This is a genomic window from Paenibacillus sp. 276b, from assembly GCF_900107875.1.
Taxonomy (GTDB): Bacteria; Bacillota; Bacilli; order Paenibacillales; family Paenibacillaceae; genus Paenibacillus; species Paenibacillus marchantiae.
In genome coordinates, this window is record NZ_FNRR01000003.1 from 525,004 (window position 1) to 540,416 (window position 15,413).

General features: G+C 46.2%; 14 protein-coding genes. 4 read left to right on the forward strand and 10 right to left on the reverse strand.

Translation table 11 applies throughout. The annotated features are described in order from the left end of the window. Positions 1–230: 230 nt before the first annotated feature. The 3 genes from BLV50_RS18290 to BLV50_RS18295 all read right to left on the reverse strand — a co-directional run bounded on the left by BLV50_RS18290 (position 231) and on the right by BLV50_RS18295 (position 2,641). On the reverse strand, positions 231–1,736 hold the full coding sequence (locus BLV50_RS18290; protein WP_231952839.1) for a copper amine oxidase N-terminal domain-containing protein: 1,506 nt from the start codon (positions 1,734–1,736) through the stop codon (positions 231–233). A 211-nt stretch (positions 1,737–1,947) separates the two neighbouring features. Beyond that, positions 1,948–2,079: a hypothetical protein gene (locus tag BLV50_RS33550; protein WP_256336468.1), complete on the reverse strand. Its 132-nt coding sequence runs from the start codon at positions 2,077–2,079 to the stop codon at positions 1,948–1,950. 100 nt (positions 2,080–2,179) lie between these two features. After that, positions 2,180–2,641 (reverse strand): YfbM family protein, encoded by a 462-nt coding sequence (locus BLV50_RS18295; protein WP_218135407.1) that lies wholly within the window; start codon positions 2,639–2,641, stop codon positions 2,180–2,182. Positions 2,642–2,763: 122 nt separating this feature from the next. Between BLV50_RS18295 and BLV50_RS18300 the strand changes: the two genes are divergently transcribed. Next, complete coding sequence (locus BLV50_RS18300; protein ID WP_063565875.1) at positions 2,764–3,240, forward strand: DUF4385 domain-containing protein; 477 nt, start codon at positions 2,764–2,766, stop codon at positions 3,238–3,240. 97 nt (positions 3,241–3,337) lie between these two features. Further along, positions 3,338–5,098 carry a cellulase family glycosylhydrolase gene (locus tag BLV50_RS18305; RefSeq protein WP_090809264.1) on the forward strand — a complete coding sequence of 587 codons (1,761 nt, stop codon included), beginning with the start codon at positions 3,338–3,340 and terminating at the stop codon, positions 5,096–5,098. A 157-nt stretch (positions 5,099–5,255) separates the two neighbouring features. Here BLV50_RS18305 and BLV50_RS18310 read toward each other — a convergent pair whose 3' ends face one another. Then, the gene (locus BLV50_RS18310) at positions 5,256–6,071 is read right to left on the reverse strand and encodes an SDR family NAD(P)-dependent oxidoreductase (RefSeq protein ID WP_063565873.1); all 816 of its coding nucleotides are present in this window, start codon (positions 6,069–6,071) and stop codon (positions 5,256–5,258) included. Between the two features lie 192 nt (positions 6,072–6,263). Here BLV50_RS18310 and BLV50_RS18315 point away from each other — a divergent pair, with 192 nt between their 5' ends. Continuing rightward, the gene (locus BLV50_RS18315; RefSeq protein WP_063565872.1) at positions 6,264–6,923 is read left to right on the forward strand and encodes a TetR/AcrR family transcriptional regulator; all 660 of its coding nucleotides are present in this window, start codon (positions 6,264–6,266) and stop codon (positions 6,921–6,923) included. Positions 6,924–7,026: 103 nt separating this feature from the next. On the opposite strand, the gene BLV50_RS18320 is transcribed toward BLV50_RS18315, so the two are convergent. From BLV50_RS18320 to BLV50_RS18340, 5 genes are all read right to left on the reverse strand, one after another. After that, complete coding sequence (locus BLV50_RS18320) at positions 7,027–8,088, reverse strand: LLM class flavin-dependent oxidoreductase (protein WP_063565871.1); 1,062 nt, start codon at positions 8,086–8,088, stop codon at positions 7,027–7,029. Between the two features lie 174 nt (positions 8,089–8,262). Continuing rightward, positions 8,263–9,075 carry a class I SAM-dependent methyltransferase gene (locus BLV50_RS18325; RefSeq protein WP_090809266.1) on the reverse strand — a complete coding sequence of 271 codons (813 nt, stop codon included), beginning with the start codon at positions 9,073–9,075 and terminating at the stop codon, positions 8,263–8,265. Between the two features lie 430 nt (positions 9,076–9,505). Further along, positions 9,506–11,164, reverse strand: coding sequence for a DUF4179 domain-containing protein (locus tag BLV50_RS18330; protein ID WP_090809268.1), 1,659 nt, complete (start codon positions 11,162–11,164; stop codon positions 9,506–9,508). After that, positions 11,121–11,678, reverse strand: coding sequence for an RNA polymerase sigma factor (locus tag BLV50_RS18335; RefSeq protein WP_072733841.1), 558 nt, complete (start codon positions 11,676–11,678; stop codon positions 11,121–11,123). Before BLV50_RS18335 ends, BLV50_RS18330 begins: the two co-directional genes overlap by 44 nt. A gap of 192 nt (positions 11,679–11,870) precedes the next feature. After that, entirely contained in the window at positions 11,871–12,212 is a 342-nt protein-coding gene (locus tag BLV50_RS18340; protein WP_063565920.1) for a zinc ribbon domain-containing protein YjdM, read from the reverse strand. 254 nt (positions 12,213–12,466) lie between these two features. On the opposite strand from BLV50_RS18340, the gene BLV50_RS18345 reads away from it, so the two are divergent. Then, positions 12,467–13,621: a VanZ family protein gene (locus BLV50_RS18345; RefSeq protein ID WP_090809270.1), complete on the forward strand. Its 1,155-nt coding sequence runs from the start codon at positions 12,467–12,469 to the stop codon at positions 13,619–13,621. Between the two features lie 170 nt (positions 13,622–13,791). On the opposite strand, the gene BLV50_RS18350 is transcribed toward BLV50_RS18345, so the two are convergent. Next, positions 13,792–15,252 (reverse strand): carboxylesterase/lipase family protein, encoded by a 1,461-nt coding sequence (locus BLV50_RS18350; RefSeq protein ID WP_090809272.1) that lies wholly within the window; start codon positions 15,250–15,252, stop codon positions 13,792–13,794. Positions 15,253–15,413 lie beyond the last annotated feature (161 nt).

A 15,413-nucleotide genomic window follows, 5' to 3' on the forward strand; every position in this document is an offset into this window, starting at 1 on the left:
GGATTTATTTGGGATGGCACGACAAAAAGGAGCACCTCCAATAGAGACACTCCCCGATTCGTTTCATCATTTCAGAAACGCCGAAGCTCCTCGTAATGGGTCAAAAAGGACACACGTATCCCGTTAATGGTCTAACGGAATTTTTTCATTGTGTTCTTTCATGATCATTACGAGAAATCTGGCATACTCTGAAATCCCCTCTCAACCTAAGACTCACATACAAATCTTACTTATGGCCGGTCGATGAAAATCCAGCCTGTTTCTTTTTCCTTATCTACAGATGCTCCAAGAGATTCGGCCATAAAGCGCAGCGGGACGTAAGTTTTGCCATTTTTGCCCACATAAGCAGGTTCGACCATTGTTACTTCCTTGCCTGCAACGGTGGCCTTCTTGGAACCCACAGTCAGGACAATCTCATCGCCGGTGATATCGTCAATAACGACGATTTTATCCGACCCTTTGGTCCATTTCACTTCAGCATCCAATTCCTCGGACAGATAACGAAGAGGAACAAATGTTGTATTTTTAACAGTGACTGCGCCATAGGTTTCGTCGTCCGGATACAACATGACATATTTACGGGTGATTCCCGCTTCATCTTTCAACAGCTGATACACAAGTGAATTGGAATCAAAATTGCGCAACATCTGACCTGGAGTGATATCTCCCTGCATCAGATCAATTGCACCAGCCGTTTTGTCCACGGCATCCACAGTTACTGGTCCACCAATATTCCACAGTTCACTGTCACCATATACGGATACCGATTTGATCGGCAGATCTTCAGAAGCAGGCAACGCTACTTTGAAATCATAATTCTGTTTACGGATATTCAGTGCGCTGTCCAGATAAAAGTCCAATTTGAGATTGGTCTCAGTTCCGAACACCGTCTTCAATTCAGGTGTTTCGGTCAACAAGTTGGCTAGTTCCTTGTCGTAATTGGCAAGAATCTCGTCAAGACCGCCCTTAATCATTTCATACAATGAAGCAACTTCGGCATCCCGTGATTCGCTAATCGTAGAAGGAAGGGCACTGCCGTCGCCAATATCAACCGTGTTGAATGTAACGAGGATAGGGTAGAACACATCATACAGATCTCCAATCAGATCCTTGAGTCCTTGCTCATCCTGAGCAACACTTGTCAGAAACGGTTTAACCATGGCAAGAAGCTCTTCTCCACTGATCTCCACATGCAGCTTGGAGAGGCTCAGCGATTCACCGTTAACCGATTCCTGTACCGGCGTTACGGAAATATTTTTCGGGTTGGACAAATGCTTCAGCGCAAAGGTCAGCAATTTCGGGGAAAGCTCCTCGATCTGCTTCTCCAACGCCTTCGTATCTAGCATAGGAAGTGTGTCATCCTCCAAAGATATGTATAGAGGCTTTTGCGCTCCGTCTACATCAATGACCATTTCCGATTTATCCATCGACAGATGGAAAGGTAATTTCTTTCCTTGCATACTCAGTGTACCTTTGACAGACGCCGTGTTGGAGTCCTTCACTTTGGCATCTTCAATATCCAATGAAACGGAATTAATGAGTTCAATCATTTGAAGCGCATCCTCATCGACGAGGTTTGCTGTAGGTTCAATTTTTATATGCATCGACTGTTTGGATTCACCGGACTTGACGGTTGTGCTGTTGACAACGGCTTTGCTAATATCTACGCCACCTACGGCCTGACATCCCGTAAGCGTAACCATCATCAAAACGAGTGGTACGGCAATCCACTTCAATAGCTTGTGATTTTTGATACGATCTCCTCCTTAGGAAAAATGTGGTTCACTCCTATTATGAGGGTTATAGGTAATTGTTGTAAACCGGATCGGTAAATAAATACCAAAAAAAGGCCGAACGATGGTCCGACCTCGGGTATGACGTATATTTAAAATTTGGTGTAATTGGCTTCAACAACACTATGCCTAGTCCAATCATAAACAGTTCAGTTTATTCTTTTTCCGTATCCTCTGCCTCAGTGTCCTCATCGGATTCTTTACCATCGGTACGTGCAGGGGTTTCAAATTGATCCGGTTCGTCGTCTTGAATGGCTTTGTTCTCTTCATTCTGGTCTTGTGTCATATCGTATTCCCTCTCTTCTACCGGATTTTAGGCAACAATCTGTGCCTTGTTTCTATCAATAACCGGAATAATGAAAAATTAAACAGACAGAGGTGGGAACTTAGAAAATATAAAAGACAATTCCGTTCCCACTTGCAGCCGTTGCCTGATATAAAGCCTGAACATCATTTAGTGTCTGAACGATCTCCTGGAATGTCTCCTCTGCGTCCCAATCCTCCATGACAGGATACACGCCCTCAGCTACCATTTGTTCCAGGCTAAACCGTTTCTTCAATTCTTCAGGTGTCAGTTGTTCTAACGCCATGTACGCCTCGAGCACCTGTTCATTGTTCAGCAGGAACAGATCCATGTCTGAATAGTTGCCCAGATATTGTTCGCCTGCCAAAGGGACCACATATCCCAGAGGAGGCTGCCCCTCTACCACTTCACCAGTCAACGTAAACTGAAGCATCTGCCACATTTTATCGATATCCAGCTCGACCGAACAATCATGAACACTGACTTCACCTGACTTAATGGATGCAATTAATTCATTGGTGACAACAAGATATCTGCCGGACATGCCCATACCCTTATCCCTCCTATGTATGTACTTCCCTTCTTTCCCATTAACCGTGCATGTTGTACAAGAATCGGGGTAAAGAGGTGGAAAGGAACAATAATCTTCAAGGAGGAGCGGAATCCATGAAAAAGTTTGATTACAGCCTCAATTACGAGGAGCTTGATCTGCGCAAGCAGCCTGAACTGTATACCGTTGGCCGGGGAGAGCAAGGAGTATTAATGGTGGAGCCCTACAAAAGCGAGATTCTACCGCACTGGCGGTTCAAAACACCTGAAATTGCGAAAGAATCCTCGCAGAAGATCTACGAACTATTTTTGGAGTATAAGAAAAAGGATGACTTTGTCGGTATGGATATGGCACGCAAGTTTCTGCAAATGGGCTATACGCGGGCAAGGCGGTATACGAATCATAAAGGCGGACGCAAATACTCGAAGGAGGACGGCTCCATCCTGCCTTATCAGAATGATAAGGTGAAGGCTGAATCAGCAGCCATTTTCAAAGCACAATGGGAGATCGCCAAAACGGATCCGGATTATGTGAAAATGAAGCAGGAGCACCGGGAAAAGTACGAGTCGGAGAACGCGCAGAAGCATGGGTGAAAATACATGATTTATGCAGACGTTCATTTTGATATAATGCAATACATCAAGCTTCACACACGAGATTAACGATGTATACCCATCCAAAGGAGCCCTCATGAACCCACCTAGCCACCATTTCGTCCTGGCACTTGTTTGCATCACCCTGTGTCTGTTTATTCTGCTTCCTTTGCCTGCCTCTGCAGCCAAGTCTGAACTTGCCAGACAACATGAAATGACAGCCTTTGGCCCGCTACAAAGCGATGTTGACGGGATGCAGCCGGGATGGAACCTGGGAAATTCTCTGGATACGGTCGGACCTGATGAAACGTATTGGGGCAACCCGCGAGTTACCCGGGAACTGATACAGCAGATCGCTGCTCAGGGATACCGAAGTATTCGCATTCCCGTCACATGGGATGGGCATATTGGGGACGCACCAGACTACACTGTTGATCCAGCCTACATGGCTCGTGTTCAGGAGGTTGTCCAATGGGCGCTGGATGCCAACCTCTATGTCGTCGTGAACGTTCACCATGATTCCTACCTCTGGATCAGCCAACTGGAGACGGACCATGATCAGGTGCTTTCCCGTTATAAAGCAGTATGGAATCAGATTGCCAAGCAGTTCAAAGATGAACCACGTAAGCTGATGTTTGAAAGTGTTAACGAACCGCGCTTTAACCGCGGAGCAACAAATGCAGGCGACATGGGCTCAGGCAGCAATATTGATGAGGCACGGCAGTTAGAGCTTTTGCATGAATTGAACACTGCATTTGTAAAGTTGGTACGAGAAACAGGTGGAAATAACGCCGAGCGCCCGTTGGTCCTGCCTACACTGGAAGGTTCGCCAACACAGGTGAGACTCGACAGTTTGCAGCAGACGATAGCCAGGCTGAAGGATCACAATCTGATTGCTACGGTGCATTATTACGGATATTGGCCGTTCAGTGTCAACATTGCAGGGCATACCACCTTCGATACGGATACGAAAAATGATGCGGCCAGCACGTTCAATAATGTGTACAACACACTGGTTGTTCAGGGCATTCCGGTTATTCTGGGCGAATACGGCCTGCTCGGTTTTGACAAACATACGGATGTCATCGAACAGGGAGAGAAGCTGAAATATTTTGAATTCATCGGTCATCAGTTAAAAGAAAAAAAGATCACGTCCATGTTATGGGACAACGGTCAGCATCTGAATCGACAAACATTCCAGTGGGCTGACCCGGATTTATTTCAGATGATCCAAGCATCCTGGACAGGACGTTCTGCCCTAGGAGAAAGCGATCTGCTCTATTTCAGACAAGGTTCGCCTGTGGAAGACAGACCATTGACGATCAAGTTAAACGGAAACAAGCTGGTTGCCCTGTATGCGGGTGAGGAGATGCTGAAAGCTGGCACGGATTATTCGTTCAGTGGCAACACGTTAACCGTCAAATCCACTGCGTTATCCCGGATGATCAGCTCAACTCAGAAGCTTGGGAACAATGGGATACTCACAGCGAAGTTCAATCAGGGTGCAGAATGGAAATGGAATGTGATTGTGTCCACGGAGCCCGAGTTGGGCCACGCAACAGGTACGGTAGACAGCATCTCCATTCCCACCCAGTTTCAAGGTGATCAGCTTGCCACGATGGAGGCTGTGTATACATCCGGTGAGAACACAGCGCCACAGGACTGGACACCGTATAAGGAATTCTTGACCACATTTGCTCCTTCTTATGAAACGAATGAAATTAAGCTACAGCCCGATTGGCTCAAAGGACTGCACGACGGACAGATCAAGCTGACATTTCACTTCTGGAGTGGTGAGCTCATTCGCTACACTCTGATTAAGAACGGAAATCAGGTGACTGGCGAGGTACGAAATTGAGCCTGTTCGCGGGTTGGGATTGAACGATACGTTGATTTCAATGGGCGCTGCTGGATGCAGCGTAACCCTACACAGTATTGAAGATTGTTCAATTAGAGACGCTGCCAGTGGGGTATTTCAGCTGGCAGCGTCTTTGAGTTTGGTAGGTTTGGTATGGTTAAGCCTGTGCCTTTTGCGGCTTGCCACTCTTCGAACGGGGCCGAAGCATACCCCCTACGATCCTCAGCATTTGTCTGCGCGGCATAAGGCGGGCGAACTGGGCCGTCCAATAATTGGAGGCACCTGGCACAGCATACGGCTTGCCTGAATCCAACGCCCTCATCGCCACTTCCACAACATGCTCAGGCGTATCCCGTTTTCCTACCGAGGCCTCTTCGGCTCCTACTACGTCAAAGAATGAGGTATCGGTTGAGCCAGGGCATAGAGCCAAAAACTTAACGCCTCGTTTCCGGTTCTCTTCATACAACGCCTCTGTAAAAGAAAGAACGAAAGATTTCGTAGCCCCATATACAGCCATGTATGGATCAGGTTGAAAAGCAGCTGTTGAAGAAACATTGATGACGGTACCGTTCCGTTTTTGCAGCATACCTGGCAGGAAAAGATGGGTCATGTTCATGACTGCGAGTACATTCAGCATAATCTCTTCCTGCTGCCGTGCACCATCCACCTGCTCAAACATTCCATGCGTGGCAAATCCCGCATTGTTGATTAATACATTAACCTGTATGCCCCGATTCATACATTCCTCATAAACGTGTTGTGGTGCATCCGCCTGGGATAGATCCGCTACGATCACTTCCGTCTTCACTTGATAGGTTCGCTCAATCCGTTCTGCCAATTGACGCAATTTGGACTCCGATCGGGCCACCAAGACCACATGTTTTCCTTTTGACGCCATCTCCAATGCAAAAGTCTGCCCAATTCCTGAAGAAGCCCCCGTAATGAGTACCCATTGATTTTGAACCTGCTTCATATCTCATCCACCTTTTCAGAACACTCGTTTTTTATTGGAAACACTGTTTCCTAATGAAATCATCGTACTCTCTTGTCTTCGTACTGTCAACTTCTTTTGATCATTTGACGATTTCCAGCGTAAAACAGTAGAATGACGATAAGAAACACGGTTACCGTTAAACAACAATATGGATGTATGAGGATGAGATAGATGAAAGATCACAATTCGGGTTCCAAAGAATCCGCTCACACGGTCACTACCTTTCAGGAAGCCAGACTCCAGCACTCCGAAAACCTGCGCCAAAATATTGTGCATGCCGCCGCATCCTTGCTGCAAGAGCACGGCCCCGAAGCCGTTACAGTTCGGCGCGTGGCAGAACGAATGGAGTGCTCCACCAAAATCATATATAACCTCTTCGGCAAGAAAGAAGGGTTAGCTAAATATCTATATATGGAGGGGTGCTCCCTCCTATCCCAATCGTTTGAATCCGTGCCGCAGCAAGCATCATTCGAGAATTATTTTCGCGATCTCGCTTATGCCTACTGGGATTTCGGAATTACACAATCCAGCTTCTATCAGCTGATGTTTGGCGGTTCTTTTGCAGAATTCAAACCAGATGCAGAGAGTCTGCAAGGAACAGCAACTGCACTCAAACAAATTACGTCCCTGGTTGCGGTCTCAATTGAGCAGGGAATGCTTAAGGAGAACGATCTCTTGCTTGCAGTTCGTATGATCTGGGCCCCTCTGCATGGCGTCATCCACCTGTACCTGGGAGGCCATATTGAGAGTGAAGAGGCCGCGAAACGGCTATATGATCATACGTTGTCCATGGTTATTCTTTCTCTTGTTGGAGTATCCTCCAAGGGCTAAGCCATGAATGGATAAGGAAACGAAAGAAGGAGCAGGCACTTCATCGCTCGGATGAAGGACCTGCTCCTTTTTATCATTATATATAAGGGATTACTATCGCTAATTAACGTGCGGTTTCGTTTTCAGCTTCCCAACGCGAGATTTCAGCACGGACTTTGGGAGCCACTTCTTTGCCGAGCAGTTCAATAGCTCTCATTACCTCCTCATGCGGCATCGTGCCGAGGGGAGTGTGTAACATGAAGCGTGTAATACCAACTTCTTTACGTAGATAGATAATCTTTTGAGCAACGGTATCCACATCACCGACATACAGCGCGCCTTCCAAACTACGTGCCGCGTCAAAGGTTGCACGGCTATAGTGTCCCCAGCCGCGTTCACGGCCCAACATATTCATTACTGCCTGAGCTGGAGGGAAGAATTTCTCCACAGCTTCATCTGTTGTATCCGCAATGAAGCCATGAGAGTGAGAAGCAACGGTCAGTTTGGAAGCGTCGTGACCTGCATGTGCAGCTGCTTTTTTGTACAACTCCACCAGTGGTGCGAATTGAACAGGACGACCACCAATAATGGCGAGAACAAGCGGTAATCCAAGCAGACCCGCGCGGACAACCGATTCCTGGTTACCGCCACTCCCGATCCATACAGGCAGCTTCTCTTGTACCGGACGCGGGTAGATACCTAGATTATTAAAGGAAGGGCGGTGTTTGCCTTCCCAGGTTACTTTTTCCGAATCACGCAGCTTTAAGAGGAGCTCCAATTTTTCATCAAATAATTCATCATAATCATTCAGATCATACCCGAACAATGGGAATGATTCGATGAATGATCCCCGCCCTGCCATAATCTCCGCACGCCCATTCGAAATACCGTCCAGCGTTGCAAAATCCTGAAATACCCGTACCGGATCAGCCGAAGATAGCACCGTTACAGCGCTGGTTAGGCGAATGCGTTTGGTCTGTGAAGCTGCGGCGGCCAAAATGATAGCGGGTGATGAAGCGGCATAGTCGGCACGGTGATGTTCTCCCACGCCGTATACATCCAGCCCCACCTGATCTGCCAAAACGATCTCTTCAACGACGTCGCGAATACGCTGCGCATGACTTATAAGTTCTCCTGTTTTTATATCTGGGTTCGTCTCCACAAATGTACTGATTCCGATTTCCATTGTCTATTCCTCCCTGGTATGAAGCGATCCGTCGTTCATCTAACCTATTGTAAGTAGATCACCTTTTGTTATTTATCTTAATATTGAACTATTTTGAGGAAAAATACAAGTGCCCCCTGTTTTCCAGAGGGCACTTTCGTGACATATTCTTCTCAAAATCCAATGATTTAATGATTATTTCTTTTTCCCAATGTACAGGAGATGAGACGAGATTCCCAGTATTGACGGGTCTTTGGCCGCCTCAATCATGTACTGGACCAACTCATCGTATTCCCCGCGTTCTTTCCAATATTGCTGCTGCTCTTCTGTGAGCATAGCTCTAAGACTGGACGATCCAATTAGGTCTACCGTTTCGAATCCGTACTGCTCCATAAATGGGTTAATATCCTGAATGTTGAAATAGTACGCCCCCGTAAACCGTCCTTGATCCAGATGATCGAATGTCCCCTTTTCCACAAAAGACCGGATAGCTTCCATGTGGTCATGTGGTTTCCATTGCTGCGGGGATTGCAAAGAGGTAATGCCCATTCGCATACGGCTCTGCATCGCTACAAACACAGTTCCCCCACGCTTGGTGACCCGATTCAGCTCCCTTACCGCAGCCACTCGCTCTTCTTCCGTCTGCAAATGATACAATGGCCCAAGCATCAGAGAGGCATCATACGTCTCATCTGCAATGCCGTTCAGATGGGTCGCATCCAATACATGGAAACTGTCAAACTGCTGTGTCAAATCCAATTCCTTTGCCTTCTGCTGAGCCATATCCACAGATGCAGGGGTCAGGTCTGACAGCGTGACATGGTATCCGAGCCTGGCAAGCTCCATCGCATATTTGCCTGGTCCGGCGCCATTGTCCAGCACAAGTCCGGTTGCCGGAAGTGACTCTCGGATATAATGCATGTTAATGATGAACTCCAGCGGTTCCCGATCCAACCTTCCCCACTCGTCAAATCTGGAATAATACTCAATCACACGTGATCTTTCCATGATTCTGCACCTGCCTTTTCTCAACATTAAGGCCATATAAAAAAACAAAAACCTGCCACCTCAACTAAGAGGCGACAGGTCTGACCTTCGCGGTACCACTCTTCTTGATCCATGAACAGGATTGGAAACATCATGCTCCAACCTATCCTGCCATAACATCTCAGGACCTGATGACGGAGGTTAACCGTCAGGATCTACATGAAGTCAGCGTATAGCATCATTTTTAACATCCAGCCCTTTGTGCGCTGAGCAATGACGATATTCATGTAACTACGGTTCGATTCTGCTGCTCACAGGTGAGTTGGGGAAAGGTTGGACTGCCTTGCACCGAAGCGACAGTTCTCTGGACCAAACCTTGTGCCTTAATACTCCTGATCATTGCGTTTGACTGTTAAATTTTATCCAGTATATTACTTCTAAATATTTCCTGTCAATTCTTATTTTCCAGTTGCACAGCTACTTGACGTTCCGGTTCTTCTGTACTGTACATCCAGGGATATACGATTGCTGTATCCGACGTGTAATTATTATATCGATCAATACCCAGGTTTTTTCCGTCACCGGCAAATTGAGTTTTGGCAGGAGTACCATAACTTCGTTTGCCCTTCTGGATCGTATAGGTCTGATTAATTCCACCAAAATGTAGATCATCACTATATCTCTCCACGTACAAATCACCGTCTTTACGGTAATATGTCCAATGGATTATGGAACCGCCCAGATTTGAATCAAGGTACTGTGGTTTCTCCCCAATCTCGGATAACGTAATCGGCTCAAATTCACCCTGAAAATAGTTGACTTTATGGCGAGCGTACAAGGTCATTGGTGTATCTTGGTTGATTTCTAGACCAGAGGTCAATTCGAAGCGCAGTTCCGCTTCATGTGCCGGATCGTCCGACGGCCATACCCCTCCAATTAACTGGCTGCCATTTACATCAAGTGTGTATTGCAAATATGGTAATTGCATGAAATATTCGCTATGAGTAACGATCAGCCTGATTTGGGTGGGTGTAATTATGGCTTCCTTGATGACTGCTCCATCCGACTGCTGATCCAGAGGTATATTTAGCACTCTTTTACTAGTACCACTAAGCATCTCTGTTTTATCCAGACGTATACCAATATCCAGTGATTGCTCCATTTTGCCTTCTTCTTTACTGTAAGCCAGTACATAACTTGCTGCTTGTTGCTTCAACTTCTCCAAGTTATAGAACTGTTCCGATATATATTCACCATGTTCTCCCGGCTTTCCATATATGCCTGCTGCATTCCCTTCCAAAATCTTTCCTTTCTGATCGTATATCTTTAAATACGGAAAGGCATAGTCACGAACCTCCGGTTGATCAAAGGTTAATGATGTAGACAACATCATCTTATCTTCCTTTTCATTGAATGCGCTCACTACAAGTTCACCCAAACCATCCTTATTGATATTGAACACCTGTGATTGTTGCTGAAAAGGATTTAGGGTAATTTCCTTTTCTTCCGGAACTAATATTTGGATTCCACCTACAGTGAAGTCGACATTCGCTTCTTTTCCTGATGGTGTCCACTCCGTCTCAAAGTACCCTTTAAACTTTCCATCGGTCTGATCAGGAACATGGTAGTATCTTCCCTCGATTAGCTTACCACTCTCATCCCGCAGGCCAATAGAAGGGAATTGTAATGTATCACCTCCGTACTTACCAGGGTCCAATGTATACAAAATAACCGTGCGATTATCATCGGAAAAGGCTGTATCCAGTGTTAAAGTCACACCGTTGACCGTTACGGACTGATTCAGTTTCTGTCCAAGATCCTTTTGCATGGCATTCTGGATACCACTACGGTCATTTAAAATTTCACCCCAGTTATAATGGACTGCTGCATATACTGGCGTCGCCATGAGAATAACTGCAGCGGTTCCTATCAGTGCAGTCTTTTTCCATTTGATCTGTTGCGGCAGATGTTCTTTATTCTCTGATACATGAAGCTCTGGGCAACGCTCCTGATCCTGTTGAATCTGATTCCACATGGCATCGAAATCGGGATAGCGAATATCTGCATTATTTTTCAGATGACGAGATAACAGATTTTCCGTATGCTTCACTATACATTTCCCCTTTCTGATGTTGCTTTTTGGCTTGATCCCATTTTTTCCTAAGCAATCGAATTCCCTTATATACTCTGGACTTCACCGTTCCCAGTGGCACTTCCAGAATCTCTGCAGCTTCGGATAAACTTAATTCGTTCATATAACGCAGCAGAATCGCTGAACGTATCTTTTCAGGTAGCTCATGAACCCATTGTGCCCAGACCTCGGACTCCTCCACATGTTCGATCAACGTATCAACCGGATCAGCAGTTCGTTGAGGGGTGAGAATAAACTGCCTTTTCTCCCGCTGCTTGGCTGTGCGTTCCCTCTTCAGAAAGTTAAGACAATGATTCACCGTAATTCTCATCAGCCATGTCTTCATGTATTCAACCTTCTGCCAATCCTGACGAAATACCGTAATAAAAACATCGTGGCATACATCTTCGGCATCCTGAGCATGATGGAGCATGTAATAACAAGTTCGGTACACATCCTTGTTGTATATCTCAAACAATTCCTTTTCGTTCAAAAGCTTTCCCTCCTTTCTCTGCATCAGCCTTCTCAAATCTATAGACAAAGCCGATCCTTCAAAGGTTCATTCTTACCCTTTCTCCACACAACAAAAAAGAACCTTCACTTCCACAGCATTGCAGAAATGAACGTTCTTTATGGTTTAAGACAAGGCCAATAACATGGCAATCCAGCGTGCCAAAAGGAGATGCTAGATTTTTTTCACAAACTCGGACTTCAGCTTCATCGCACCCAGGCTGTCGATTTTGCAGTCGATGTCATGGTCACCGTCAATCAGACGAATGTTTTTGACTTTGGTACCCTGCTTAACTACCAGTGAGCTGCCTTTCACCTTCAGATCCTTAATGACCGTAACGGTATCGCCATCATTCAGGACATTACCATTGGAATCGCGTATTACTTTAGTTTCTTCCGCATTCTCTTGTTCAGACGCTAGCGCCCATTCGTGCGCGCACTCTGGACACACCAACAAATTACCGTCCTCGTACGTGTATTCGGAATTACATTTGGGGCAATTAGGCAAATTAGACATATGTATTAAACTCTCCATTCATTTTGTGGCTTCCTCGCAAGTATACGGGAATGCAATCCATTGTTCCATATAGGCCACGGTGGTTAATTGATTTTAAACTAAATTTAAGATTGCCCCGCCCCCTGATTTAAGGAAGATTCCTTATACTGAAGCAATAAAAGAAAAATGGTGGAGCATCACAACGAAATACTATTCTTAAAAGTCGTGTCTTACACGAAATGCTGATATATATCCTATAAAAGGAGTTTCTGCTCATGTCACCCTATGTTTTTCCTGTCCAAACGGCTTTCTTTATTTTTGTCCTTATCGCCATGTTTCTGCTGGTTCCTTGGTTGATCTACGGATATCGGAAAGATGGATTTTTTAGCTGGTCGCGGTTTGGGGTCAGCTTCTCATTTATTTTCTACCTACTGGCTGCGTACTGTCTGGTTATTCTTCCTTTCCCGACCACTCGTAATACATGTGCACAGCAAGCAGCGGATACCGTATATTACAACCTTGTTCCGTTCACCTTTGTAAAAGATATTATGAAAGAAACACCAATCATCTGGTCTCAACCGGCCAGCTATATGGGAATGATTCAGGGCAGAGCTTTTCTGCAGGTTCTGTTCAACGTAATGCTTCTCATGCCACTTGGCGTGTATATCCGTTATTTTTGGCAAAAGAGATCGTACTGGAAACAGGCTTTGTTAAGCGGATTCGGCTTATCCCTGTTCTTTGAGATTACCCAGATCACCGGCTTCTACGGTTTTTATGATTGCCCGTACCGGCTGTTTGACGTGGATGACCTGTTACTGAATACTTCAGGAACGATACTGGGATTTTTCGCAGCTCCCATCTTGCTTGCCTTATTCCCGTCTCGAGCAAGTATTCAGGCGAAGAGCGAGCAGATTCTGGAACAAAACAAGGTCTATCCTGTGCCTCAATTACTGGCACTTATCATTGACGGTGTAGTTGTTGTATTCCTGTCCAATCTGATGTCCATATTTAATTGGAGTAATACAAATGTGATCGTCAGTGCGCTAAATACGGTGATCGCCATGCTGTTTGTATTTTTCTTTATTCCATCCTTGCGAGATGGCAAGACTCCAGGGTCTGCCCTCATGCGGTTCAGATATGTTAACCGGGAAACTGGCGAGCCTTCAAGCGCATCCCTGTTCAAAAGGTTGCTGGCACTTTATGCCCCTTGGATCTTGGTCACCGTAGCTCAATTCATAACTGATTATGCCTTTCTGAACGAAAATGTGATGCTCGAACCTTATAAGGTGTGGATCTCTGTCGGAATTTTTGGTCTGCATATGCTTATTCTCTCGGTGTTATTCGTTCATGTCATGCTGGTGCTGTTCTCCCGGGGCAAGCGAGCGTTTTACTGTGACGATGTATCCAAGACAAGAGCTTCCCGAAAATAAATTCCGGGCTCATTCCACTCACAGCACATAGGTTCAGGTTAAAGATATTACCGTAGCGCTTGCCATTAAAGCCGGCAAGTTTGATCCATCGTAAAAAAAGGTGTGCCTCGTCAGCCAATGACGAGACACACCTTTTGTCTATGTTGAGATGAAGTCCAAACAGGGTCGAACTATAGCCCCAGCAGCTCACGTTTGGAAGCTTCCGGGTCATGGACCACCTCTACTTCATGATTGAATATCAGCGTAGCGCGATTATCTTCGTAGGCAGGCCAATTAACTTCCGATGTCTCAGGCTTGCCCTGCTTGGCAAACGAAATCCATGCATCCTGCACTTTACCTGCAAGTTTTACCGCGGCAGCATCCGGTTCGGCATTCATAAACTTCAATACAGGTAACGTATTAAAAGCAAAGAAGATATCGATACTATGGATTGATTTATGCAGCAGTGGATGCTCCGGCATCACCCAATCAAAGCGATACATCCATACAGGTGCATGTTTCTGCTGAGCAGCCGCATATTGCACAGCCGAGCGCCAGAAGAACAGATCCGTCATCACCTGGGCCTGGCCATCTGCAGTTTTGGGATAATTGTCCGCAATGGCAGCCCGATTCTCCAGATCAGGTGTCATAAAATCAACAGCCTTCACCATGTTGATCTCTTCGGAGTAAGGCACCTGAGGCTGAATGAACAACGAGCCTTCATGCAAAGTGGTTCCAATCAGTACAGGGATATCCTGTGCCGCTCCCTCTTCTACCGCCTGAAGAGGCGACTTCGGAAGTGTAACTCCATCCAGTACGGGCTGGAACAACAGGGCCATCCCTGCACCGCTTTGTTGTTTGACCGTCTCGCCAGCAGCGATGATTTGCTCCACTGGAATGGATTTGAGTTTATGCAGGTCATCCGGTGTTACACCCAGAACCTTCAGCATGCCATCACGAAAGACTGAAGCCTGCTCTGCTGGCATAACTTGTGAGGCTCCACTTTGCATAATGGCGCGGTGGAATAACCCTTTGGCTGCTGGCATCGCCATCAAAGCCGCAATACTCATGCTGCCCGCAGATTCTCCGAATACAGTGACGTTATGCGAATCACCGCCAAAAGCTTCGATGTTGTCCTGTACCCATTGCAGCGCAGCAATCTGATCCAGTAAACCCACATTAGATGTAAAACCATCTCCAAGCGGAGCCAAATGCAAGAACCCTAGCGGCCCCAGGCGATAGTTGATCGTCACGACGATAACGTCTCCCCGGAGGACAAGTTGTGTTCCATCGTACATGGGCTGGCTGCCAGCGCCTGAAACGAAAGATCCGCCATGAATCCATACCATTACGGGAAGTGGATCATGGCTTTCTTTTTCGGGTGCCCAGATATTCAGGTAAAGGCTATCTTCCGATTCCACCGGAGGCTGTCCAGATAGGCCCTCGGCTTGAGGATTTCTTGGCTGTATATTTTCAGGACCGAATTGTTTCGCCTCCCGAACTTCGTCCCACGACTCGGGTGGGATTGGAGCCTGAAAGCGTAATTCACCCACGGGTGGTGTAGCATAAGGAATGCCTTTCCATACACTCGTTCCATGCAGAAGCTCTCCTTGAACCGTGCCATATCTTGTGTTTACTTGAAGTTCCCTCATGCGCACATACATCCTCTCTACTGATCGATAGTTCCAGTTTACGACTGGTATTGTTCAGATCTGGGTGTAACTTTGAGCTGATGAAATTCTGTCTCAAGGTTTATTAAATAACGTGCACGAAGAATAATTTTGTATTGCTTCAACGCCCTTTCGTACGTACT

Coding starts and splice junctions, on each gene's coding strand:
- BLV50_RS33550 (WP_256336468.1), bottom strand. CDS start 2,079: ATGACACAAGACCAGAATGAAGAGAACAAAGCCATTCAAGACGACGAA.
- BLV50_RS18295 (WP_218135407.1), bottom strand. CDS start 2,641: ATGTCCGGCAGATATCTTGTTGTCACCAATGAATTAATTGCATCCATT.
- BLV50_RS18300 (WP_063565875.1), top strand. CDS start 2,764: ATGAAAAAGTTTGATTACAGCCTCAATTACGAGGAGCTTGATCTGCGC.
- BLV50_RS18305 (WP_090809264.1), top strand. CDS start 3,338: ATGAACCCACCTAGCCACCATTTCGTCCTGGCACTTGTTTGCATCACC.
- BLV50_RS18310 (WP_063565873.1), bottom strand. CDS start 6,071: ATGAAGCAGGTTCAAAATCAATGGGTACTCATTACGGGGGCTTCTTCA.
- BLV50_RS18315 (WP_063565872.1), top strand. CDS start 6,264: ATGAAAGATCACAATTCGGGTTCCAAAGAATCCGCTCACACGGTCACT.
- BLV50_RS18320 (WP_063565871.1), bottom strand. CDS start 8,088: ATGGAAATCGGAATCAGTACATTTGTGGAGACGAACCCAGATATAAAA.
- BLV50_RS18325 (WP_090809266.1), bottom strand. CDS start 9,075: ATGGAAAGATCACGTGTGATTGAGTATTATTCCAGATTTGACGAGTGG.
- BLV50_RS18340 (WP_063565920.1), bottom strand. CDS start 12,212: ATGTCTAATTTGCCTAATTGCCCCAAATGTAATTCCGAATACACGTAC.
- BLV50_RS18345 (WP_090809270.1), top strand. CDS start 12,467: ATGTCACCCTATGTTTTTCCTGTCCAAACGGCTTTCTTTATTTTTGTC.
- BLV50_RS18350 (WP_090809272.1), bottom strand. CDS start 15,252: ATGAGGGAACTTCAAGTAAACACAAGATATGGCACGGTTCAAGGAGAG.